Source organism: Pseudomonas monteilii NBRC 103158 = DSM 14164 (genome assembly GCF_000730605.1).
GTDB classification, from domain to species: domain Bacteria; phylum Pseudomonadota; class Gammaproteobacteria; order Pseudomonadales; family Pseudomonadaceae; genus Aquipseudomonas; species Aquipseudomonas monteilii.
In genome coordinates this window covers 1-22,939 of record NZ_BBIS01000018.1, presented here as the reverse complement: position 1 = coordinate 22,939, position 22,939 = coordinate 1, and the positions used below count along the sequence as shown (strand labels likewise).

General features: G+C 61.0%; 23 protein-coding genes and 1 tRNA gene. 12 read left to right on the top strand and 12 right to left on the bottom strand.

What is annotated here, in order from left to right:
* Positions 1–12 precede the first annotated feature (12 nt).
* Positions 13–1,269: an NADP-dependent isocitrate dehydrogenase gene (icd, locus tag PM2_RS10975; protein ID WP_027608788.1), complete on the top strand. Its 1,257-nt coding sequence runs from the start codon at positions 13–15 to the stop codon at positions 1,267–1,269.
* Positions 1,270–1,338: 69 nt separating this feature from the next.
* Here the strand turns inward: icd and cspD are convergent, their stop codons facing one another.
* Entirely contained in the window at positions 1,339–1,599 is a 261-nt protein-coding gene (gene cspD, locus PM2_RS10970; protein ID WP_019096726.1) for a cold shock domain-containing protein CspD, read from the bottom strand.
* A gap of 230 nt (positions 1,600–1,829) precedes the next feature.
* On the opposite strand from cspD, the gene clpS reads away from it, so the two are divergent.
* Both clpS and clpA read left to right on the top strand, forming a co-directional pair.
* A complete protein-coding gene (clpS, locus tag PM2_RS10965) occupies positions 1,830–2,192 on the top strand; it encodes an ATP-dependent Clp protease adapter ClpS (protein WP_013973290.1) in 363 nt (120 codons plus the stop codon).
* 30 nt (positions 2,193–2,222) lie between these two features.
* Entirely contained in the window at positions 2,223–4,493 is a 2,271-nt protein-coding gene (gene clpA, locus PM2_RS10960; protein ID WP_016711500.1) for an ATP-dependent Clp protease ATP-binding subunit ClpA, read from the top strand.
* Between the two features lie 157 nt (positions 4,494–4,650).
* Here the strand turns inward: clpA and infA are convergent, their stop codons facing one another.
* The 3 genes from infA to aat form a co-directional block, all read right to left on the bottom strand.
* Positions 4,651–4,869, bottom strand: a complete 219-nt coding sequence (infA, locus tag PM2_RS10955; RefSeq protein WP_002553999.1) for a translation initiation factor IF-1 — start codon at positions 4,867–4,869, stop codon at positions 4,651–4,653.
* Positions 4,870–4,970: 101 nt separating this feature from the next.
* Positions 4,971–5,678: an arginyltransferase gene (locus PM2_RS10950; protein WP_016711499.1), complete on the bottom strand. Its 708-nt coding sequence runs from the start codon at positions 5,676–5,678 to the stop codon at positions 4,971–4,973.
* A 56-nt stretch (positions 5,679–5,734) separates the two neighbouring features.
* The gene (gene aat, locus PM2_RS10945; protein ID WP_019096728.1) at positions 5,735–6,415 is read right to left on the bottom strand and encodes a leucyl/phenylalanyl-tRNA--protein transferase; all 681 of its coding nucleotides are present in this window, start codon (positions 6,413–6,415) and stop codon (positions 5,735–5,737) included.
* Between the two features lie 297 nt (positions 6,416–6,712).
* Between aat and PM2_RS10940 the strand changes: the two genes are divergently transcribed.
* The 6 genes from PM2_RS10940 to cysG all read left to right on the top strand — a co-directional run bounded on the left by PM2_RS10940 (position 6,713) and on the right by cysG (position 14,375).
* Positions 6,713–9,277: a DNA translocase FtsK gene (locus PM2_RS10940; RefSeq protein ID WP_373446707.1), complete on the top strand. Its 2,565-nt coding sequence runs from the start codon at positions 6,713–6,715 to the stop codon at positions 9,275–9,277.
* A gap of 62 nt (positions 9,278–9,339) precedes the next feature.
* Positions 9,340–9,963, top strand: a complete 624-nt coding sequence (lolA, locus tag PM2_RS10935; protein WP_019096729.1) for an outer membrane lipoprotein periplasmic chaperone LolA — start codon at positions 9,340–9,342, stop codon at positions 9,961–9,963.
* 12 nt (positions 9,964–9,975) lie between these two features.
* Positions 9,976–11,301 (top strand): replication-associated recombination protein A, encoded by a 1,326-nt coding sequence (locus tag PM2_RS10930; protein ID WP_025753662.1) that lies wholly within the window; start codon positions 9,976–9,978, stop codon positions 11,299–11,301.
* Entirely contained in the window at positions 11,298–11,672 is a 375-nt protein-coding gene (crcB, locus tag PM2_RS10925; protein ID WP_016711494.1) for a fluoride efflux transporter CrcB, read from the top strand. Before PM2_RS10930 ends, crcB begins: the two co-directional genes overlap by 4 nt.
* Positions 11,673–11,702: 30 nt before the next feature.
* Entirely contained in the window at positions 11,703–12,983 is a 1,281-nt protein-coding gene (gene serS / locus PM2_RS10920; protein ID WP_016711493.1) for a serine--tRNA ligase, read from the top strand.
* Positions 12,984–14,375 carry a siroheme synthase CysG gene (gene cysG, locus PM2_RS10915; RefSeq protein WP_016711492.1) on the top strand — a complete coding sequence of 464 codons (1,392 nt, stop codon included), beginning with the start codon at positions 12,984–12,986 and terminating at the stop codon, positions 14,373–14,375. It abuts the gene before it with no gap.
* A gap of 33 nt (positions 14,376–14,408) precedes the next feature.
* Here cysG and PM2_RS10910 read toward each other — a convergent pair whose 3' ends face one another.
* The 8 genes from PM2_RS10910 to PM2_RS10875 all read right to left on the bottom strand — a co-directional run bounded on the left by PM2_RS10910 (position 14,409) and on the right by PM2_RS10875 (position 20,196).
* Positions 14,409–15,368: a glutathione S-transferase family protein gene (locus tag PM2_RS10910; RefSeq protein WP_028699045.1), complete on the bottom strand. Its 960-nt coding sequence runs from the start codon at positions 15,366–15,368 to the stop codon at positions 14,409–14,411.
* A 96-nt stretch (positions 15,369–15,464) separates the two neighbouring features.
* Positions 15,465–16,466 (bottom strand): glycosyl transferase family protein, encoded by a 1,002-nt coding sequence (locus PM2_RS10905; RefSeq protein WP_028699046.1) that lies wholly within the window; start codon positions 16,464–16,466, stop codon positions 15,465–15,467.
* Positions 16,463–16,798 carry a TusE/DsrC/DsvC family sulfur relay protein gene (locus tag PM2_RS10900; protein WP_016711489.1) on the bottom strand — a complete coding sequence of 112 codons (336 nt, stop codon included), beginning with the start codon at positions 16,796–16,798 and terminating at the stop codon, positions 16,463–16,465. Before PM2_RS10900 ends, PM2_RS10905 begins: the two co-directional genes overlap by 4 nt.
* Positions 16,795–17,091, bottom strand: coding sequence for a sulfurtransferase complex subunit TusB (tusB, locus tag PM2_RS10895; RefSeq protein WP_016711488.1), 297 nt, complete (start codon positions 17,089–17,091; stop codon positions 16,795–16,797). Before tusB ends, PM2_RS10900 begins: the two co-directional genes overlap by 4 nt.
* Positions 17,091–17,450, bottom strand: coding sequence for a sulfurtransferase complex subunit TusC (gene tusC / locus PM2_RS10890; RefSeq protein WP_028699047.1), 360 nt, complete (start codon positions 17,448–17,450; stop codon positions 17,091–17,093). Before tusC ends, tusB begins: the two co-directional genes overlap by 1 nt.
* A 1-nt stretch (position 17,451) precedes the next feature.
* Positions 17,452–17,844, bottom strand: a complete 393-nt coding sequence (tusD, locus tag PM2_RS10885; RefSeq protein ID WP_016711486.1) for a sulfurtransferase complex subunit TusD — start codon at positions 17,842–17,844, stop codon at positions 17,452–17,454.
* 96 nt (positions 17,845–17,940) lie between these two features.
* Complete coding sequence (locus tag PM2_RS10880; RefSeq protein WP_016711485.1) at positions 17,941–19,320, bottom strand: nucleobase:cation symporter-2 family protein; 1,380 nt, start codon at positions 19,318–19,320, stop codon at positions 17,941–17,943.
* A gap of 204 nt (positions 19,321–19,524) precedes the next feature.
* The gene (locus PM2_RS10875; RefSeq protein WP_003251184.1) at positions 19,525–20,196 is read right to left on the bottom strand and encodes a Bax inhibitor-1/YccA family protein; all 672 of its coding nucleotides are present in this window, start codon (positions 20,194–20,196) and stop codon (positions 19,525–19,527) included.
* 134 nt (positions 20,197–20,330) lie between these two features.
* On the opposite strand from PM2_RS10875, the gene PM2_RS10870 reads away from it, so the two are divergent.
* From PM2_RS10870 to PM2_RS10860, 3 genes are all read left to right on the top strand, one after another.
* Positions 20,331–20,418 (top strand) — tRNA-Ser (locus PM2_RS10870).
* A gap of 437 nt (positions 20,419–20,855) precedes the next feature.
* Positions 20,856–21,995 carry a hypothetical protein gene (locus PM2_RS10865; protein WP_141745077.1) on the top strand — a complete coding sequence of 380 codons (1,140 nt, stop codon included), beginning with the start codon at positions 20,856–20,858 and terminating at the stop codon, positions 21,993–21,995.
* A gap of 394 nt (positions 21,996–22,389) precedes the next feature.
* Positions 22,390–22,939: KAP family P-loop NTPase fold protein (locus PM2_RS10860; protein WP_042131819.1), on the top strand; the 550-nt coding region annotated here is incomplete at its 3' end.

The following is a 22,939-nucleotide window of genomic DNA, read 5'->3' as shown; positions in this document are numbered from 1 at the left end:
AGTAGTGCAAGCATGGGATACCAGAAAATCAAGGTTCCGACCGACGGCACCAAGATCACCGTCAATGCAGACCATTCGCTTAACGTGCCTGACCACCCGATCATTCCTTACATCGAAGGTGACGGGATCGGCGTCGATGTTTCGCCCGTGATGATCAAGGTGGTCGATGCCGCCGTGCAGAAGGCCTACGGCGGCAAGCGCAAGATTGCCTGGATGGAAGTGTACGCCGGCGAGAAGGCCACCCAGGTGTACGACCAGGACACCTGGCTGCCTCAGGAAACCCTCGACGCCGTGCGTGATTACGTGGTGTCGATCAAGGGCCCGCTGACAACCCCTGTGGGTGGCGGCATCCGCTCGCTCAACGTGGCCCTGCGCCAGCAACTGGACCTGTACGTGTGCCTGCGCCCGGTGCTGTGGTTCCAGGGTGTACCGAGCCCGGTGAAAAAGCCTGGCGACGTCGACATGGTGATCTTCCGTGAGAACTCCGAGGATATCTATGCCGGCATCGAGTGGAAGGCCGGCTCGCCCGAGGCCAACAAGGTGATCAAGTTCCTCAAGGAGGAAATGGGCGTCACCAAGATCCGCTTCGACCAGGACTGCGGCATTGGCGTGAAGCCGGTCTCGAAAGAAGGCACCAAGCGCCTGGTGCGCAAGGCCCTGCAATACGTGGTGGACAATGACCGCGAGTCGCTGACCCTGGTGCACAAAGGCAACATCATGAAGTTCACCGAAGGTGCCTTCAAAGACTGGGGGTACGAAGTGGCCCGGGATGAGTTTGGCGCCGAACTGCTCGATGGCGGCCCGTGGATGAAGTTCAAGAACCCCAAGACCGGCCGCGAGGTGATCGTCAAGGACGCCATCGCCGACGCCATGCTGCAGCAGATTCTGCTGCGCCCGGCCGAGTACGACGTGATCGCCACCCTCAACCTCAACGGTGACTACCTGTCCGACGCGCTGGCGGCGGAGGTAGGCGGTATCGGTATCGCGCCGGGCGCCAACCTGTCCGACACCGTGGCCATGTTCGAGGCCACCCACGGCACTGCGCCCAAGTATGCCGGGCAAGACAAGGTCAACCCGGGGTCGGTGATCCTGTCTGCAGAGATGATGTTGCGGCACATGGGCTGGACCGAGGCGGCCGACCTGATCATCAAGGGCACCAATGGCGCGATTGCGGCCAAGACCGTGACCTACGACTTCGAGCGGCTGATGGACGGGGCGACGCTGGTGAGCAGCTCAGGCTTTGGTGATGAAATGATCAAGCACATGTAAGGCAAGAGAAAACCGGTCGCCAGGGTAAAAGGGCGACCGGTTTTTTCGTACTACGACACGGGGCGGCGATCAGGCGCGTACGGTTTCGCTTGCGGCCTGGCCTTGGGCTTTGGCAGCCGCAGCGGCAGCGGCGTCCATTATCTTCACCGCGTGCAGGCCTTTGGGGCCCTGGATGATCTCGAACTCCACGGCCTGGCCCGCCTTCAGTGTCTTGTATCCGTCCATCTGGATGGCCGAGTAATGAGCGAAAAGGTCATCGGATTTACCTTCCTCGTTGATGAATCCGTAGCCCTTGGCATTGTTGAACCACTTGACTTTACCGCTTGCCATCCCTATGTCCCTCTGCAAAGGACTCCATCACTGGAGTATCATCCACTTCATCCGCATACGAACCTTGCGAAAAATCTGGTTGACTGCGCGGATCTTTATCGACCACGGTGGGTTCTTATTGGTTGTAACACCGTTTTACCGATAGTCAAGGTCGCCCGGCGCCTGCGCCATTCGTGGCCTGTGCGGTCAACCCACAACCTTAACCTGACGCTCATGATGAAATTCTTTCCATGCATGCACCTAGTGAGATTCGACTAACATTCAATCAGGATCGCCCGCAATCGAATGAGGACGACGGCTCAGGTCTTGCAGTTCAGGAAGCCAAGCCGATCCTGCAGGCGCCACCGATGTACAAGGTGGTTTTGTTCAACGATGACTACACGCCGATGGATTTCGTCGTCGAAGTGCTCGAGACGTTCTTCAATCTGAACCGCGAGCTGGCGACCAAGATCATGCTGACCGTCCACACCGAAGGGCGGGCAGTGTGCGGATTGTTTACCCGTGACATCGCCGAAACAAAGGCTATGCAGGTCAACCAATACGCCAGGGAAAGCCAGCATCCGCTACTCTGTGAAATCGAGAAGGACGGTTAATCGCCGACCACTTGGGTATGAGGTGAAGCTATGTTAAACCGCGAGCTCGAAGTCACCCTCAATCTTGCCTTCAAGGAGGCCCGTTCGAAGCGTCATGAGTTCATGACCGTCGAGCATCTGCTGCTGGCACTCCTTGACAATGAGGCTGCCGCGACCGTTCTGCGCGCCTGTGGCGCCAATCTCGACAAGCTCAAGCACGACCTGCAAGAGTTCATCGATTCCACTACGCCGCTGATTCCTGTCAACGACGAAGACCGTGAAACCCAGCCGACTCTGGGCTTCCAGCGGGTGCTGCAGCGTGCCGTGTTCCACGTGCAAAGCTCTGGCAAGCGCGAAGTTACCGGCGCCAACGTGCTGGTGGCGATCTTCAGCGAACAGGAAAGCCAGGCTGTGTTCCTGCTGAAACAGCAGAGCGTGGCCCGCATCGACGTGGTCAACTACATCGCCCATGGCATCTCCAAGGTGCCGGGGCATGGTTCGCAATCTGAAAGCGACCAGGACATGCAGGACGAAGAGGGTGGCGAAACCTCCTCTTCGAGCAACCCGCTGGACGCCTATGCCAGCAACCTGAACGAGCTGGCCCGTGCTGGCCGTATCGACCCGCTGGTGGGCCGCGAGCAGGAAGTGGAGCGCGTGGCGCAAATCCTGGCACGCCGGCGCAAGAACAACCCGTTGCTGGTGGGTGAGGCAGGCGTCGGCAAGACGGCTATCGCCGAAGGCCTGGCCAAGCGCATTGTCGATGGCCAGGTGCCCGACCTGTTGGCACAAAGCGTGGTGTATTCCCTTGACCTGGGCGCGCTGCTGGCCGGTACCAAATACCGTGGCGACTTCGAGAAGCGCTTCAAGGCGCTGCTCGGCGAGCTGCGCAAGCGCCCGCAGGCGATCCTGTTCATCGACGAAATCCACACCATCATCGGTGCCGGTGCGGCATCGGGCGGGGTGATGGATGCCTCCAACCTGCTCAAGCCGCTGCTGTCGTCGGGTGAGATCCGTTGCATCGGCTCGACCACCTTCCAGGAATTCCGCGGCATCTTCGAGAAGGACCGTGCCCTGGCACGTCGCTTCCAGAAGGTGGATGTCAGCGAGCCGTCGGTCGAAGACACCGTGGGCATTCTGCGCGGCCTGAAAGGGCGCTTCGAGAGCCATCACAACATCGAGTACAGCGACGAAGCCCTGCGCGCCGCCGCGGAACTGGCCTCGCGCTACATCAATGACCGGCACATGCCGGACAAGGCCATCGATGTGATTGACGAAGCCGGTGCCTACCAGCGCCTGCAGCCGGAGGCCATGCGCGTCAAGCGCATCGATGTGCCTCAAGTCGAGGATATCGTCGCCAAGATCGCGCGGATTCCGCCAAAGCACGTCACCAGCTCCGACAAGGAACTGCTGCGTAACCTTGAACGTGACCTGAAGCTGACCGTGTTCGGCCAAGATCAGGCTATCGACTCGCTGGCTACTGCCATCAAGCTGTCCCGTGCTGGCCTGAAGTCTCCAGACAAGCCTGTCGGTTCGTTCCTGTTCGCTGGCCCTACCGGCGTCGGCAAGACCGAAGCGGCGCGCCAGCTGGCCAAGGCCCTGGGCGTTGAGTTGGTGCGGTTCGACATGTCCGAGTACATGGAGCGCCACACCGTGTCGCGTCTGATCGGTGCGCCTCCTGGTTATGTAGGGTTCGACCAGGGTGGCTTGCTGACTGAGGCGATTACCAAGCAACCGCACTGCGTATTGCTGCTCGACGAAATCGAGAAGGCCCACCCGGAAGTCTTCAACCTGCTGCTGCAGGTGATGGACCACGGTACCCTGACCGACAACAATGGGCGCAAGGCCGACTTCCGTAACGTGATCCTGATCATGACCACCAACGCTGGCGCGGAAACGGCAGCGCGGGCCTCGATCGGCTTCACCCATCAGGACCACGCGTCCGATGCCATGGAAGTGATCCGTAAGAGCTTCACGCCAGAGTTCCGCAACCGTCTGGATACCATTATCCAGTTCGGCCGCCTGAGCACCGAGACGATCAAGAGCATCGTCGACAAGTTCCTTATCGAACTGCAGGCGCAGCTGGAAGACAAGCGTGTGCTGCTGGAAGTCAGCGATGCCGCACGCGGCTGGCTGGCGGTGTCTGGCTACGACGTGCAGATGGGGGCGCGGCCGATGGCGCGGCTGATCCAGGACAAGATCAAGCGGCCGCTGGCCGAGGAGATCCTGTTTGGCGAACTGGCCGAGCATGGTGGCGTGGTGCACGTCGACCTGCGCGATGGCGAGCTGGTGTTCGACTTCGAGACCACGGCTGAGGTGGCGTGATACAGGGGCCGCTTTGCGGCCTATCGCGAGCTATGCTCGCTCCTACGGGGGTATCGCGACCCCATGTAGGAGCGAGCGCAGCTCGCGATGGCCGCGACGCGGTTCTGACAGGGACAAAAAAGCCCGGCACATGGCCGGGCTTTTTCATGGCTTGAGCTTAGCGCGCACGGTAAGTGATGCGGCCCTTGCTCAGGTCGTATGGGGTCAGTTCGACGCGGACCTTGTCGCCAGTGAGAATACGGATGTAGTTCTTGCGCATCTTTCCGGAGATGTGCGCGGTTACGACGTGCCCGTTTTCCAACTCCACGCGGAACATGGTGTTGGGCAGGGTGTCGACGACAGTACCTTCCATTTCGAAGCTGTCTTCTTTCGACATGCAGTAGAGCCCTCGGATCCAGTGTTGGCCCGACGCATATCCGCATCGGGCAAAAAAGTGGCGTGGATTATGCCCGAAAACTGCGTGTCAAGCCAATGCTTTCAGTTGAGGGTGACCCAGCGCTGGTTTATCAGCAATTCGATGGGCCGATACTGCGTCTTGTAGTTCATTTTCTTGCAGTTCTTGATCCAGTAACCCAGGTATACCGCCTCTAGGTCCTGGCGCAGGGCTTCGGTGATTTGCCACAGGATGGCAAAGCGCCCCAGGCTGCGTCGCTCTTCGTCCGGTTCGTAGAAGGTGTACACCGCCGACAGGCCGTTGGGCAGCAGGTCGCATACGGCCACTGCCATCAAGCGGCCTTCCAGGCGGAACTCGTAGAACCAGCAGAACGGCAGGTCGCGCACCAGAAAGGTGGAAAACTGGTCGCGGCTGGGCGGGTACATGTCACCGTCGGCGTGGCGTGTTTCGATATAGCGCCGGTACAGCTCGAAGTACTCTTCCTTGAACGTTGGGCGCGCCGCCGTCACGGTCAGGTCGGCATTGCGCTTGAGGATGCGCCGTTGCTGGCGGTTGGGGATAAAGCGCGCCGCCGGGATGCGTGCCGGCACGCAGGCGTTGCAGTTCTGGCAGTGCGGGCGGTACAGATGGTCACCACTGCGGCGGAAGCCCATTTCCGACAGGTCGGCGTACACGTTCACGTCCATCGGCTGGCTGGGGTCGAGGAACAGCGTGGTGGCCTGCTCCTCGGGCAGGTAGCTGCAGGAGTGGGGCTGAGTGGCATAAAACTTCAACCGCGCCAACTCTGTCATGATCAACCCCCTCGGTGAGACTTTGTTTTAAGTGTAAGCCAGCTACGGGAACTCGCCTAGGCAACCCACGTGGCGCTGTTGGGCTGGTCGAGGTGGCGTGCCAGGTAGCCGGCGAATTCGGCGCGGCTGATGGCGTGGGCGCCCAGGCTGTGCAGGTGGTTGGTGGGCATCTGGCAGTCGATCAGCACGAACCCGGCCTGGCGCAGGTGGTTGACCAAGGTCACGAAGCCGACCTTGGAGGCGTTGTCGGCGCGGCTGAACATCGATTCACCGAAGAACAGCTGGCCCATGGCCAGGCCGTACAGGCCGCCGACCAGTTCGCCGTCCTGGCGCACTTCCACCGAGTGGGCAATGCCGCGTCGGTGCAGTTCGCAGTAGGCGTTGCGCATGGTGTCGGTGATCCAGGTGCCGTCGGCGTAGTCGCGTGGCGCGGCGCAGGCGGCGATCACGGCGGGGAAGTCGGTGTCGAAGCTGACCTGGTAGCGGCCCTGGCGCATCAGCTTGGCCAGTGAGCGTGATACGTGCAGTTGGTCGGGCAACAGCACCGTGCGCGGGTCGGGTGACCACCACAGGATCGGCTGGCCATCCTGATACCACGGGAAGCAACCGTGACGATAGGCCTGGACCAGGCGCTCGGGGGTAAGGTCGCCGCCGGCGGCCAGCAGGCCGTTGGGGTCGTGCAGGGCCTTTTCCAAGGGCGGGAAGGTCAGCGAGTCGCGGGTCAGCCAGGTGAGCATGGTCTATCGTGCGGTGGGGGAGGGGAGAGGGCAGCATGGCCTGCGCGCATGGCAGGGTCAATGGTTGTGGCTTCTTTGCGGGGGGTGAATTCAGGCAATTTCCTACACATTCATGAAACCGCAGGCACCATCCGCTACATTTGCTGTCACACCTGTGCAAAAACACAGCATAAGCCTTTGTCACAAAAGAAAATGCGTGCTCAAATTGCAGGTATATGAAAGTCGCCCCCGGCCAAACCCCCATACGGCGTGCCGCCATGGCGGCTGTCGGGCAGTAATGTTAAAAGTAGTGGTTCATTGGCCGCACCGCCGGCCGATCACTATTGGACGCGCAGCACGCGCAGGAATAGACGCGTTTTGAAGAAATCCACCGCAACCCCAGCTCCTTTGCCCGTGCCCCTGTGGCGGCAGCAGCTGCATTATCGCCTCAAGGAAGGTGCGTTGATCGCTGTCGGCGCTCTGTGCCTGTACCTGTGGATGGCCCTGCTGACCTACGACACTTCGGACCCGGGCTTCAGCCACACCGCCACCGTCGACCAGGTGCAGAACGCCGCCGGGCGTGCCGGCGCCTACTTCGCCGATATCCTGTTCATGGTGCTGGGTTACTTCGCCTATATCTTCCCGCTGCTGCTGGCGGTGAAGACCTGGCAGATCTTCCGCGAACGCCACCAGCCGTGGGACTGGAGTGGCTGGCTGTTCTCCTGGCGGTTGATCGGCCTGGTGTTTCTGGTGTTGTCCGGGGCGGCGCTGGCGCATATCCACTTCCACCCGCCGGCGAGCTTGCCGTTCTCTGCAGGTGGCGCATTGGGCGAAAGCCTCGGTGACCTGGCGCGCAACCTGCTGAACGTGCAGGGCAGCACGCTGATGTTCATTGCCCTGTTCCTGTTCGGCCTGACGGTGTTCACCGACTTGTCGTGGTTCAAGGTGATGGACCTGACCGGCAAGATCACCCTCGACCTGTTCGAGCTGGTGCAGGGCGCCGCTAACCGTTGGTGGGAAGCCCGCAACGAGCGCAAACGCCTGGAGGCGCAACTGCGCGAGGATGAGCCGGTGATCAAGCCCGCGCCGATGGCTGCCGAGAAGCGTGAGCCGACCAAGCCGGCGTTGCGTGAGCGCATTTTCAAACGTGAAGAAGCGCCGGCCCCAGTCGTTGAGCCCCGTGAGCCGACGCTTGGCCGTGAGCCTGTTGTGCCACCACGTGAGGCCGCCCGTGAGCCCGTAGTGCCCCGTGAAACCGTGGTCCCGCGCGAGCAGCACGCCGCCCCGACCATCGTGCCACCCGCCGCCGCCAAGGCCCCGGAGCCGAGCAAGCGGGTGATGAAGGAGAAGCAGACACCGCTGTTCATCGACAGCGCGGTAGAAGGCACCTTGCCGTCGATTTCCATCCTCGACCCTGCCGAGCAGAAGAAGATCGAGTATTCGCCAGAGTCCCTGGCCGGTGTCGGCCAACTGCTGGAAATCAAACTCAAGGAATTCGGTGTAGAAGTGGCGGTGGACTCAATCCACCCCGGCCCGGTGATTACCCGTTACGAAATCCAGCCGGCCGCTGGCGTGAAGGTCAGCCGCATCGCCAACCTGGCCAAGGACCTGGCGCGCTCGCTGGCCGTGACCAGCGTGCGCGTGGTCGAGGTGATCCCCGGCAAGACCACCGTGGGTATCGAGATCCCCAACGAAAACCGGCAGATGGTGCGCTTCTCCGAGGTGCTGGCCACCCCGCAGTACGACGAGCAGAAGTCCCCGGTCACGCTGGCCCTGGGCCACGACATCGGCGGCAAGCCGGTGATTACCGACCTGGCCAAGATGCCCCACCTGCTGGTGGCCGGTACTACCGGCTCCGGTAAGTCGGTAGGTGTGAACGCGATGATTCTGTCGATTCTGTTCAAGTCCAGCCCGGAAGATGCGCGGCTGATCATGATCGACCCGAAAATGCTTGAACTGTCGATCTACGAAGGCATCCCGCACCTGCTGTGCCCGGTGGTCACCGACATGAAGGACGCCGCCAACGCCCTGCGCTGGAGCGTGGCCGAGATGGAGCGGCGCTACAAGCTGATGGCGGCCATGGGCGTGCGTAACCTGGCCGGCTTCAACCGCAAGATCAAGGACGCCCAGGAAGCCGGCGAAATCATCCACGACCCGCTGTACCGCCGTGAGAGCATGGACGACGAGCCGCCAGCGCTGAAAACCTTGCCGACCATCGTGGTGGTGGTGGACGAGTTCGCCGACATGATGATGATCGTCGGCAAGAAGGTCGAAGAGCTGATCGCCCGTATCGCCCAGAAGGCGCGGGCAGCCGGTATCCACCTGATTCTCGCCACCCAGCGCCCGTCGGTGGATGTCATTACCGGCCTGATCAAGGCCAACATCCCGACCCGCATGGCGTTCCAGGTGTCGAGCAAGATCGACTCACGCACCATCATCGACCAGGGTGGTGCCGAGCAGCTGTTGGGTCATGGTGACATGCTGTACATGCCACCGGGCACCAGCCTGCCAATCCGCGTCCACGGTGCGTTCGTTTCCGACGACGAAGTGCACCGTACGGTCGAGGCCTGGAAGCTGCGTGGCGCGCCGGATTACAACGACGACATCCTCAACGGTGTGGAAGAAGCCGGCAGTGGCTTCGATGGCGGCGGCGGTGGTGGCGGTGATGGTGAAGATTCGGAGAGCGACGCCCTGTATGATGAGGCCGTGCAATTCGTGCTGGAAAGCCGCCGCGCGTCCATCTCGGCAGTGCAGCGCAAGCTGAAAATTGGTTACAACCGCGCCGCCCGCATGATCGAAGCCATGGAAATGGCCGGTGTGGTCACCCCCATGAACAGCAACGGCTCGCGGGAAGTGATTGCCCCGGGCGGCCCGCGCGACTGAAGAACACCTTGCCGGGCGCCAACGGTGGCGCCCGGCCTTTTCAATGCTCAATGAGGATTCCCATGCGCGCGATTCGCATGCTGTTGGTTTCTGCCCTGACCCTGGGCTCGGTTACTGCTTATGCCGGTGAGCAAGACGTACAACGCCTGACCCAGCTGCTGGAAAAGTCGCAGACCATCGAGGCCAACTTCTCCCAGCTGACCCTCGGCGCCGATGGCACCAGCCTGCAGGAAACCTCGGGCAAGATGGCGGTCAAGCGCCCGGGCCTGTTCTACTGGCACACTGATGCGCCGCAGGAGCAGGTGGTGGTTTCGGACGGAAAGAACGTCACCCTGTGGGACCCGGACCTGGAACAGGCCACCATCAAGAAGCTCGATGTGCGACTGAACCAGACCCCTGCGCTGCTGCTGTCCGGTGATGTGTCGAAGATCAGCCAGAGTTTCGACATTGCTTCCAAGGAGCAGGGCGAGGTGATGGACTTCACCCTCAAGCCGAAGACCAAGGACACCCTGTTCGACTCGCTGCGCGTGTCGTTCCGCAAAGGCCTGATCAATGACATGCAGCTGATCGACAGTGTCGGCCAGCGCACCAACATCCTGTTCAATGGCGTCAAGGCCAACCAGGCGGTGCCGGACAGCCAGTTCAAGTTCGACATCCCCAAAGGCGCGGACGTGATCAAGGAGTAACCAGAGCCCGTCATGGACCTGTTTCGAAGCGAACCCGTCGCCCAGCCCCTGGCCGCTCGCCTGCGCCCGTCCAACCTGGACGAGTACGTGGGCCAGGAGCACCTGCTGGCGCGCGGTAAGCCGTTGCGCGAGGCGCTGGAGCAGGGTGCGCTGCACTCGATGATCTTCTGGGGGCCGCCGGGGGTGGGCAAGACCACCCTTGCGCGGCTGCTGGCGCAGTTTTGTGACGCGCATTTCGAAACCGTGTCGGCGGTACTGGCCGGGGTGAAAGAAATCCGCCAGGCCGTTGAAGTGGCCAAGCAGCAGGCCGGCCAGTATGGCCGCCGCACCATCCTGTTCGTCGACGAAGTACACCGCTTCAACAAGTCGCAGCAGGATGCCTTTTTGCCCTACGTGGAAGACGGCACGCTGCTGTTCATCGGTGCCACCACTGAAAACCCCTCCTTCGAGCTGAACAACGCGTTGCTGTCGCGGGCGCGGGTGTACGTGCTCAAAAGTCTGGACGAGGCGGCATTGCGCAAGCTGGTGAACCGTGCGCTGACCGAGGAGCGCGGGCTGGGCAAGCGCAACCTGCGGGTGGGCGACGACGCCTTCAAGATGCTGATGGCTGCCGCCGATGGCGATGGGCGGCGCATGCTCAACTTCCTTGAGAACGCCTCGGACCTGGCCGAAGACGGCAGCGAGATTGACGTCGAGATGCTGCAAAGCCTGCTCGGCGATAGCCGCCGTCGTTTCGACAAGGGGGGTGAGGCGTTCTACGACCAGATCTCCGCGCTGCACAAGTCGGTGCGCGGTTCCAACCCCGATGGCGCCCTGTACTGGTTTGCGCGCATGCTCGACGGCGGTTGCGACCCGCTGTACATCGCCCGCCGCGTGGTGCGCATGGCCAGCGAGGATATCGGTAACGCCGACCCGCGAGCGCTCAGCCTGTGCCTGGCGGCGTGGGACGTGCAGGAACGCCTGGGCAGCCCCGAAGGCGAGCTGGCCGTGGCCCAGGCCATCACCTACCTGGCCTGTGCGCCGAAGAGCAACGCGGTGTACATGGGCTTCAAGACCGCCCTGCGTGAAGCGGCCGAACATGGCTCGCTGGAGGTGCCACTGCACTTGCGCAACGCCCCGACCAAGCTGATGAAACAGCTGGGCTATGGTGACGAGTACCGCTACGCCCATGATGAACCCGACGCTTATGCCGCCGGTGAAGATTACTTCCCTGATGAACTGGAGCCGCGTCAGTACTACCAGCCAGTGCCCCGTGGCCTGGAACTGAAGATTGGCGAGAAGCTACGCCACCTGGCCGAGCTCGACCGCAACAGCCCCCGTCAACGGAGAAAACCGTGATTGCACTCATCGCTGCGGTCAGCGCGGGCGGTATCGCCGGTACCTTGTTGCGCTTTGCTACCGCCAACTGGGTAGCGGCCCACTGGCCACGGCACTTCTATGCCGGTACGCTGGCGGTCAACCTGGTTGGCTGCCTGCTGATCGGCCTGCTCTACGGCCTGTTCCTGCACAAGCCGCTGGCGCCGGTCGAGCTGCGCGCCGGCCTGATTGTCGGCTTCCTCGGCGGCCTGACAACCTTTTCCTCCTTCTCGCTCGATACCGTGCGCCTGATGGAAAGCGGGCAGGTGCCCCTTGCCTTGGGCTATACCAGTATCAGCGTGGTGGGCGGGCTGCTCGCGACCTGGGCCGGCCTGTCCCTGACCCGATTCTGAACCAACACCTACTTATAACGAGAGAACGATATGCTCGATTCCAAACTGTTACGCGGCCAACTTCAGGAAGTGGCGGATCGCCTGGCCTCCCGTGGCTTCAGCCTGGATGTCGCGCGCATCGAATCACTGGAAGAGCGCCGCAAGGCAGTGCAGACTCGCACCGAGCAGCTGCAAGCCGAGCGCAACGCCCGTTCCAAGTCCATCGGACAGGCCAAGGCCAAGGGCGAAGACATCGCGCCATTGATGGCCGACGTCGAGCGCATGGCCAATGAACTGGCTGCTGGTAAGACCGAACTGGACGCCATCCAGGCCGAACTGGACGGTATCCTGCTGACCATCCCCAACCTGCCGGACGCCAGCGTGCCGGTCGGTGCCAGCGAAGACGACAACGTCGAAGTGCGCCGTTGGGGCACGCCGAAGGCCTTCGACTTCGAAATCAAGGACCACGTCGCCCTGGGCGAAGTCAGCGGTGGCTTGGACTTCGAAGCCGCTGCCAAGCTGTCTGGCGCCCGTTTTGCCGTGCTGCGTGGCCCTATCGCCCGTCTGCACCGCGCCCTGGCGCAGTTCATGATCAACCTGCACACCGGCGAGCACGGCTACGAGGAGCACTACACCCCGTACCTGGTGCAGGCCCCGGCCCTTCAAGGCACCGGCCAGCTACCGAAGTTCGAGGAAGACCTGTTCAAGATCACCCGCGAAGGTGAGGCGGACTTCTATCTGATCCCGACCGCCGAAGTGTCGCTGACTAACCTGGTGGCCGGTGAAATCCTCGACGCCAAGCAGCTGCCGCTGAAACTGGTTGCCCACACGCCGTGTTTCCGCAGTGAAGCCGGTGCTTCCGGCCGTGACACCCGCGGCATGATTCGCCAGCACCAGTTCGACAAGGTCGAGATGGTGCAGGTGGTAGAGCCGGCCAAGTCGATGGAAGCCCTGGAAGGCCTGACCGCCAACGCCGAGCGCGTACTGCAGTTGCTGGAGCTGCCATACCGCGTGCTGGCCCTGTGCACCGGCGACATGGGCTTTGGCGCCGTTAAAACCTATGACCTGGAAGTGTGGGTACCGAGCCAGGACAAGTACCGCGAAATCAGCTCGTGCTCCAACTGCGGCGACTTCCAGGCGCGCCGCATGCAGGCCCGCTGGCGCAACCCGGAAACCGGCAAGCCAGAGTTGGTGCACACCCTTAACGGTTCTGGCCTGGCCGTCGGCCGTACCCTGGTTGCCGTGCTGGAAAACTACCAGCAGGCTGATGGTTCGATCCGGGTGCCGGAAGTGCTGAAACCGTACATGGGCGGCGTCGAGGTCATCCGCTAAATGGATTACCTGCCGCTGTTCCACAAGCTGCAAGGCGGCCGTGTGCTGGTCGTCGGTGGCGGTGAGATCGCTTTGCGCAAGGCGCGCTTGCTGGCGGATGCCGGTAGCGTGCTGCGCGTGGTGGCGCCGGATGTCGACGGCCAGTTGGCCGCGTTGGCCCGGGAAGGTGGCGGTGAGGTGCTGGTGCGTGGCTATCAGGCCGCCGACCTGGTCGGCTGCCGGTTGGTGATTGCGGCGACCGACGATCCTGGGCTGAACGCCCAGGTGTCGGCGGATGCGCAGGCCCTTAGCCTACCAGTCAATGTGGTGGACGCACCGGCCCTGTGCACGGTGATCTTCCCGGCGATTGTCGACCGTTCACCCTTGGTGATTGCGGTTTCCAGTGGCGGTGACGCCCCGGTGCTGGCGCGGTTGATTCGCGCCAAGCTGGAGGCCTGGATTCCGTCGGCCTATGGTGAGCTGGCCGGGCTGGCAGCGCGTTTCCGGCACAAGGTGAAATCCTTGTACCCGGACGTCAACCAGCGCCGGGGCTTCTGGGAAACCGTGTTCCAGGGGCCGATTGCCGAGCGCCAGCTGGCTGGGCAGGGCGCTGAGGCCGAACGCCTGTTGCAGGCGATGGTCGACGGCGCGCCGGTGCAGCAGGGGGGTGAGGTGTACTTGGTAGGTGCGGGCCCGGGTGATCCGGACTTGCTTACCTTCCGTGCCTTGCGCCTGATGCAGCAGGCTGACGTGGTGCTTTACGACCGCCTGGTGGCCCCCGCGATCATCGAGATGTGCCGGCGTGATGCCGAGCGTATCTACGTGGGCAAGCGTCGCGCCGACCATGCCGTGCCGCAGGATCAGATCAACCGTCTGCTGGTCGATTTGGCTCAGCAGGGCAAGCGTGTGCTGCGGCTGAAAGGTGGCGATCCGTTTATCTTCGGCCGGGGTGGCGAAGAGATCGAAGAGCTGGCCGAGCATGGCATCCCGTTCCAGGTGGTGCCGGGCATTACTGCGGCCAGTGGCTGCTCCGCCTATGGCGGGATTCCGCTGACTCACCGCGACTACGCTCAGTCGGTACGCTTTGTAACCGGCCACCTTAAGGATGGCACCAGCAACCTGCCGTGGAATGATCTGGTAGCGCCGGCACAGACCTTGGTGTTCTACATGGGGTTGGTGGGGTTGCCGACCATCTGTGCCGAGCTGATTCGTCATGGGCGGGCGGCCAGTACGCCGGCTGCGTTGGTTCAGCAGGGCACTACGCGTAATCAGCGGGTGTTCACCGGTACCCTGGCGGATTTGCCGGAGCTGGTGGCGCGGCATGAAGTGCATGCGCCGACCCTGGTAATTGTGGGGGAAGTTGTGCAACTGCGTGAAAAGCTGGCCTGGTTCGAAGGGGCGCAAAACAGCTGATATCGTTGGGGCTGCAAAGCAGCCCCGGCTATCTCAAGCCTGCCAAATCCCTTTACCTGCCAGTCGCTCCCGATCATGTGCCAGGTTGAAGTCTTGCAACGGCCCTTTGGGCACGATCCCGGTCGGGTTGATGGTCTTGTGGCTCATGTAATAGTGCTTCTGGATATGCTCCATATCCACCGTGCCCGCCACCCCAGGCCACTGATACAGCTCGCGAAGCCAGTTCGACAGGTTGTGATAGTCGCTCAGGCGGCGCAGGTTGCACTTGAAGTGCCCGTGGTACACGGCATCGAAGCGCACCAGCGTGGTAAACAGGCGCACATCGGCTTCGGTCAGGTATTCACCTGCCAGGTAGCGATTGCGGCTTAGCACGTCTTCCAGATAATCCAGCTCATTGAACACATCGTCGAACGCCGCTTCGTACGCCTCCTGCGTGGTGGCAAAGCCTGCACGGTACACGCCGTTGTTCACGGCCGGGTAGATGCGCTCGTTTAGTGCTTCGATGGTGGGGCGCAGCGGTTCGGGGTACAGGTCCAGTGTATTGCCGGTCAGCTCGTTGAAGGCGCTGTTGAAGATGCGAATGATTTCCGACGATTCATTGTTGACGATGCGCTTCTCTTTCTTGTCCCACAGCACGGGTACAGTCACGCGGCCGGTGTAGTGCGGGTCATCCTGGGTGTAGCGCTGGTGCAGGTACTGTAAGGCGTCGAGGTGGTCGCCCGTGGAGCCTTGCTGCACATCGAAGGTCCAGCCGTGATCCTGCATCAGCCAACTGACTACCGACACATCGATCAAGGGCTCCAGGCCTTTGAGGGCGCGGACAATCAGGGTGCGGTGGGCCCATGGGCAGGCCAGCGAGACGTACAGGTGGTAGCGGCCGGCCTCAGGGGCGGGCAGTTGGTTACGGCGTTGGGCGTTTTCGCGTTTGAACGTGCCGTCCTTGCCGTTTTCATACCACTGATCATGCCAGCGGCCGTCGATCAAAAGGCCCATGAGTGAGCTCCTCGGAACAAAGTTGTTTGTCGTTGGAGCCCAGTCTAGGCCAAATCGTTCGAATAAATAGCGCAAATAACCGGGGGTTATGATCGGTTAAATCGATTTGTTGCGTGTGTCCCAATAGCCTTGGGCGGTTGTGAAGGCCTGCTCGCGGTCCTGCCCCAGGCCACGCAGGGCCAGGGCCATGGTGGCGATCAGGGCCTTCTCGCCATAGCTGTCTTCAACTTCGCCCCGCCAGAACGCCAGCAAGTGTTCGGCTTGCAGGCTGGCTGGTTTCACATGACGGCGCTCACTCAGCGCTGGCCACTCTTCGTCCCACGCTTCGCCTGCCGTGGTGCCGTACAGGTGGCTGATGACATCGGGGTTTACTTCGATCTCGCCGCCATCGCCCTTGATTACCACCGCATGGTCGCCCAGCAGGCGGCTAGCCTCGCGGTGCACGGCCTGGTAACCGGGGTGGAAGATACTTTGCAGGCCACAGCGTGCGCCCAGCGGGTTAAGCACACGCGCCAGTGAGTGGATGGGTGAGCGCAGGCCCAGGGTGTTGCGCAGGTCGATCATGCGCTGCAATTGTGGCGCCCAGTCGTGCAGCGGAAAAAAAGCCAGCTGATGCTGGTCGAGGGCGCTGCCGACAGCGGCCCAGTTGCGGCACAGCGGGATTTGCAGCAGGTCGAGCAGTTGCTCGGAGTACATGCGCCCGGCGGTGTGTGCGCCGCCACCGTGCATCAGGATGCGCACGCCGTTGCCGGCCAGGCATTTGGCCGCCAGCAGGTACCAGGGCAGGTGGCGCTTTTTGCCGGCGTAGGTGGGCCAGTCCAGGTCTACCGCAATGCTCGGCGCGTGCAGGTGGGCGCGTAGCGCTTCGGTGAAACCCGCCAGCTCTTCGGCGCTTTCTTCCTTGTGGCGCAGCAGCATCAGGAAGGCACCCAGCTGGGTGTCTTCGACCTTGCCTTCCAGCAGCAGGGTCATGGCTGCGCGGGCCTCTTCACGGGTCAGGCCACGCGCGCCGCGTTTGCCTTTGCCGAGAATGCGCACGAATTCGGCGAACGGGTGTTCAGCCGGGGTTTCCAGGGTAAGTGGGCGAGGTTCGTTCATATGCAGTTGGTCGGCTTGGGCAGGCCCGCCAGCTTGGCGGCAAGTTTGGCGGGGGTGCCGTTGAACAGGCGATTCAGGTGGGGGCTGTTGCCCTTTTCCGGGCCCAGCTTCAGGGCTGTGTACTTGATCAGCGGGCGTGTGGCTGGAGACAGCTGGTACTCCTGGTAGAACTGGCGCAGCAGTTCGAGGATTTCCCAATGGTCTGCGGTCAACGGGATGCCCTCGCGCTCGGCCAAGGCCTCGGCGGCAGCGTGGGACCAGTCTTGCAGGTCGACCAGGAAACCGTCCTTGTCCAGGGCGATCGCCTGATCGCCGATGATGAGGTTATTCATAGCCAGCTGTTGACCTTGTCGTAGTGCAGCGACAGTTCGACGAACCCGGTGTAGTCCACGGACTTGGCCAGGTCGTTGCCGACTGCGCGGGCCTGCACGTCTTCTTCCAGGGCGTACAGGCGCTGGGCCAGGCCGGCAGCTTGCAGCAGGTGGTGCGGCTCGCTGCCGCTGCGCAAGGCATACACCGCATCGCCGCACAGCAGCAGCGCGTCGTCGGCACCGAGCAGGCGCAGGCAGCTGGCCAGGCGCTCGTCGCCGAACGGGGAGTGGGCAATTACATGCAGGGTCGTCATCAGAGCGTTACCACCTGGTCGAAACGGGCGATCAGCGCGGTTAGCGCTGCGTCATCGAGCACTTGCACCGGCAGTGCCAGGGTGTCGGCTGCCAGGCCGCGGCGGGTGAGGCTGTGGCTACAGGCAAACAGCTCTTCAATACCGAACATTGGTAGTGCTTGCAGGTTGGCGGCCAGGTTCTTCTGTTGCACGGCGGTGGGTTGCTGGTCGGGCGCAAGTTGGAACACGCCATCGTCCAGGAACAGCATGCCCAGCGGCAGGTCGAACGCGCCGCCGGCCAGGGCGATGTCCAGTGCTTCACGGGCAGATGGGCCGTTCCACGGTGCCTGGCGGCTGATGATCAACAAGGACTTGGCCATTTCAGTCGCCTCCGAAGCAGACAAGGCGGTCGGCAACTTGTGCCGCTTCATGCAACTGGCCTAGGCCCGAAAGTTCCCAGGGCTTGGGCAGGTTTATGGCCGGGCGCTGGTAGCGGCTGGCCTCGGCCTCGTCGAGCACGCCACGGCGCAGGGCGGCGGCGATGCATACCACGGCGTCCAGCTGGTTGGTTTCGATAAAGGCGCGCCACTGGCCAGCCACGTCGAGTTCGTCCTGCGGGGCGACCACGTTGGCCGAGGCACTGTGTACCCCGTCCTGATAGAAGAACAGCCGGGCAATCTCATGCCCGCCGGCCAGTACCGCCTCGGCATAGCGCAAGGCGCGCCGCGAGGAAGGCGCATGGGCCGGAGAGAACACCGCGATAGCGAATTTCATGGGTAACTCGTGCAAAGGAATGGTGCCATGATAAAGCAAAAAAGCCCGCGCCCGCTTGTGCATGGCGGGGCGGGCTTTCTGTCAGGCCTGAAAGGCTCAGGCGTCTTCCTTGCTCTCCGGCAGGAACCAGTTCAATACCAGGGCACAGATACCGCCCGTTGCTACACCCGACTCCAGCACATTGCGAATCGCAGCCGGCATATGCGCCAGGAATTCCGGCACCTGTGCCACACCCAGGCCCAAGGCCAGCGAAACCGCAATAATCAGCAGTGCGCGGCGGTCCAGCCGAGTGCTAGCCAGAATATTGATCCCCGAAGCAGCAACCGCACCGAACATCACCATGGCCGCACCACCCAGCACCGGCTCCGGCACCGCCTGAATCACCCCGGCAACGCTCGGGAACAGGCCCAGCAGTACCAGCATCACGGCAATCCAGATACCGATATGGCGGCTGGCAATACCGGTCAGCTGAATCACGCCGTTGTTCTGCGCAAAGATCGAGCTGGGGAAGGTGTTGAACAGGCCAGCCAGCAGTGAGTTGGCCCCGTTGACCAGTACGCCGCCCTTGATCCGCTGCATCCACACCGGCCCTTCGACCGGCTGGCGCGACACCTTGCTGGTGGCGGTAACGTCACCGATGGCTTCCAGCGACGTCACCAGGTAAATCACCAGCATTGGAATGAACAGCGCCCACGAGAAGCCCAAACCAAAGTGCAGTGGCGTAGGCACCTGGAACAGCGCGGCTTCATGCATGCCAGTGAAGTCCAGGCGGCCCATGTAACCGGCCAACGCATAACCAACCGCCAAGGCGATGACGATGGCGCAGCTGCGCATCCACACCACCGGGACGCGGTTGAGGATCACGATTATCGCCAGTACCACGCCCGACAGCAGCAAATTATCGCCATTGGCGAAGGTGCCGTTGGCCATGGCGCCAAAGCCGCCACCCATGCTGATCAGGCCGACCTTGATCAGCGTCAGGCCGATCATCAACACCACGATGCCGGTCACCAGCGGGGTGATAAGACGCTTTACGAAGGGCAGGATGCGCGAAACGCCCATCTCCACGAACGAGCCTGCGATCACCACGCCGAAGATAGCCGCCATCACGCCTTCTACCGGCGTGCCTTGCTTGACCATCAGCGCACCGCCAGCAATCAGCGGACCGACGAAGTTGAAGCTAGTGCCCTGGACGATCAGCAGCCCGGCGCCGAACGGCCCGAAGCGTTTGCACTGGACGAAGGTGGCAATCCCCGAGATCACCAGCGACATGGAAACGATCAGGTTGGTATCACGCGCCGAAACACCCAGCGCCTGGCAGATCAGCAGGCCAGGGGTCACGATTGGCACAATGATCGCCAGCAGGTGCTGCAGGGCCGCCAGCAGGCCGATCACCAGCCGTGGCTTGTCTTCTAGGCCAAGCACCAGTTCGTTGGCAGGCGCCGCCGCGCCTGGGCTGTGTTCGTGTGAGCTCATTGCTGGAAGCTGCCCCGGAAGAAAAAAGGAGCGCATTCTACGGGGTGATGGCGGATTGCGGTAGAGAAAAGCACGATGACGGCATGATCGGCGACCATGCGCCTAATTATCTGACTTTTTGGTCAGTTATTGGTTGTGCTTTCCGGGGCTTGGTAGCGCCCACAAAAAAGCCCGCCGAAGCGGGCTTTCTCGCACATTCATCAATCAGTCATCACGGCCCATGATGCCGAACAGCTGCAGCAGGCTGACAAACAGGTTGTAGATCGACACATACAGGCTGATGGTTGCCATGATGTAGTTACGCTCGCCACCATGAATGATCGCGCTGGTCTGGAACAGGATGCACACCGACGAGAACAGCACGAAGCCAGCGCTGATCGCCAGTTGCAGGCCGCTGATCTGGAAGAAGAAGCTGGCCACGACAGCACCCAGCAGAACGAAGAAGCCAGCAGTGATGAAGCCACTGAGGAAGCTCATGTCCTTGCGGGTGATCAGCACATAGGCCGACAGACCACCAAACACAAGCGCAGTCATGGCAAACGCGGAGCTGACCACTTCAGCGCCACCGGCCATGCCCAGGTAGCGGTTGAGGATCGGGCCGAGGATGAAGCCCATGAAGCCGGTGAGGGCAAAGGTAGACACCAGGCCCCAGGCCGAATCACGCAGTTTGTTGGTGAGGAAGAACAGCCCGTAGAAGCCGATCAGCACCACGAACACGTTCGGGTAGCCGACGCGCATCTGCTGGGCGACGAAGGCCATGACACCGCTGAAGGCGAGGGTAAGTGCCAGCAGGCTGTACGTGTTGCGCAGGACCTTGCTGATCTCCTGCTGCTCGACCTGCTGGCCGTGGTGTACGGCGTAATCCTGTTCGCGCATGGCGACACTCCTTGGTAAAACCTGTGGTTTCGAACGTTCAGATGCTAGGAGTCTATCAGAGCTCCCGCAACCCGCGACACAGAGAGTTTGACAGCGTGTTTCATTACGGTATTATGGCGGCCGCAAAACGAGCTGGAAGCGTGGCCGAGTGGTTTAAGGCAACGGTCTTGAAAACCGTCGATGGGCAACTATCCTAGAGTTCGAATCTCTACGCTTCCGCCACTATTTTTCATTAAAGCCCTGATTTTTCGGGGCTTTTTTGTGCCTGAGTACTTTTGGTCCCCCATCTGGTCCCCCATTTTTCGTTCGGATGCCTCTGGTCTTCTGTAGATTGTGGTGGACGTGCAGCGCTCATTGGCTGCTCTCCGAGCGGGTGTACCTATCATTAACGAAAGCGACGTAGTGGCGTCCATGCTGCTGGCTTTGCACCAGATCAGGTCTTCACCTATGGCAGCTAACAGTCGAAGTGGATGCTTCCACCGCAGAGCTGAGCTTACTGCCTTGCTCATACTCGAAAGCGCGTTAGAAAATCCTGCACGTGAAGGAATGCAAGGTACATTTTCACATGTCCATGGATTCAGGTGCCTAAGTCCTGCGGATGGATGAGTTTTCCATAGGGTCGGAACTCACGCGATAGTAACTACTTGGGAGGCTTTGAATTGCAACAAGCAGGTTCGCCCGTTTCGGTCATGCTTTTAGCTCACGACGATGTTTTGCCGCCAGATGCCGATGGCGTTGTATTGACAGAGGTCACCGCTAAACCCCTCACCTTGGACGACTGGTTCAAGTATCAAAAAAATGAGCCTCTATCCGTAGAGATCACTGGGCGTGTCGACGTGGGAAGCAAAACTTCTAAGCCTGGTGTACCTCCGGTAGGCACTTGGATCAGCAGAAGTCTGCAGATTGACCCATCGATCAAGAACGAGAGCATTTGTTTAGTTGATGGTGGCTGGCTGCCGTTGATCTATTGCTTGGCTGGCACCAATATTTTCGTAGACAAGAATGTTGTGGCCGAAATTAAGGCGCGGTTCGAAGGGGGTAAGATCAAGCCAGGTGCGGCTTCTGGAAAGGACTTTCTCGATTTGCTGGTTCAGCAACCTTGTAGCAGCTCGCTCAACCCCCTGCCTTACGGGCTTGAAGGCAATATACAGGGCCTCCCGGATGTCGATCTCGTGCATGAGCAGCTTCGGGTTGCTCTAGCTGACCTTGCGGATTCCATCCCTCACGTCAAGGTATGGCCGAAGTCTTACGAGCGAGAGGAAACTCAAGCCACTCTCAATAGCTACCACCCCTACTTTTCTAAGGGTATGGAATTCTTACAAAAGGTCGGACCATCCCTGATGGCGACCACTGGGCGATCGAAGCGCCGTGCTGCCTGGCAAAAGCTAATTCAGGCTGCGAGGGACACAGGCATTTCACCTCAGCACATTAGCGTCACAATGGCGCTTAGCGCCCTGACAGCTTCGCAGAACTTCAACCCCGCCAAAAAAGTACTGAAGCCGGCAATCGTCTACGGGGCTCAGCAGGCCTACAACGCCATGTGGGATATTTTCCTGCTTTTCTTGCTGAGGCAGTTCCAACTGTACAGTCCTGTACATCGTTCTGCGTTGCTCACGCGCGACAAAAACCTAGCGATGCTTTGGATGGGAACGAAGATTCAAAAAGTGGCCACCGATCGCGGTGAGGGCTTCAAGGCCGTTTTTGACGAGCGGTTGTTGAAGATTGATGCCGCAGAGGTGGTGTATCTGCAGACGCTGCTGGGCTCGAAGAATATTCACTTTGAACAACCTTCGAGCTGATCAGTCCAAATTTCGATAAGCCTCTGCCATGCACTAGATCTGAGCTCGGGGACTACATGAGTTGCCTCGGGCTTATCTTTCCAGGGCGCGCTAAAGGCACGGATGCCGGATTGTTGGCGTCAATTTAATTCTCGGCAGTGTGCGTAAAAGTAACTGCTTAGTATGTTTTGCAGTATGGCAAATTGGCACTAGGCGATTTAGTATCTTGGAGTAGCTACCTCCCGCCAGCGGCATACGAAAAGCGAGCACGTAGATATTGAGTCGCTCACGCTGGTCACACTTCATTCAGACGCATGGACGCATCATGGCTCCGCTTAGGCTTTGCTGCACGCAGAGATCATGGCGTTGAGGCGCTCCAAACGTTTTCCAAGTAGAGCGAAACGGACTTCAAAGCATGTGGCATGACAACGAAACAACCGTCGACTACCTCAATTTTGGCGTGGTCGCTGACGCCTGCGCCAGCCTCCTCCGGCAGAGCCATGGCGAGCCGATTTCGATAGGTGTTTCTGGTGGCTGGGGGGCGGGCAAGTCATCCCTTGTGAAGATGATTGCGGCCAGGCTTGAGACTGGCGGTACCCACCAGCCTCCAGCCGCTGGTGTCGTGCCGCCAGCAGAGCATCGGTATGTCGTGATCACGTTCAACCCATGGCTGTATCAAGACTTCGAAAGCGCCCGAAGTGCTATATTGCAAATCGTGGGCGACCACGTACTCGAACTCGCCCAGGGCAATGCATCGCTACAAAAGAAAGCCCTGGATCTCTTGAAACGCATCAACTTTTTACGCCTTGTTCAAATCGGTGGTGAAGCAGCGATCACGTTGACGACTGGTGTGCCCGTTGGTGTGGTCGGGAGGGCGATCGGAAAGGCGTCGAACCTCTGGGACGCCTTTACTGCCGAGGGCGATGCCCCTCAAGCGGCAGATACCGGTGGCAAAGAAAAAGGGG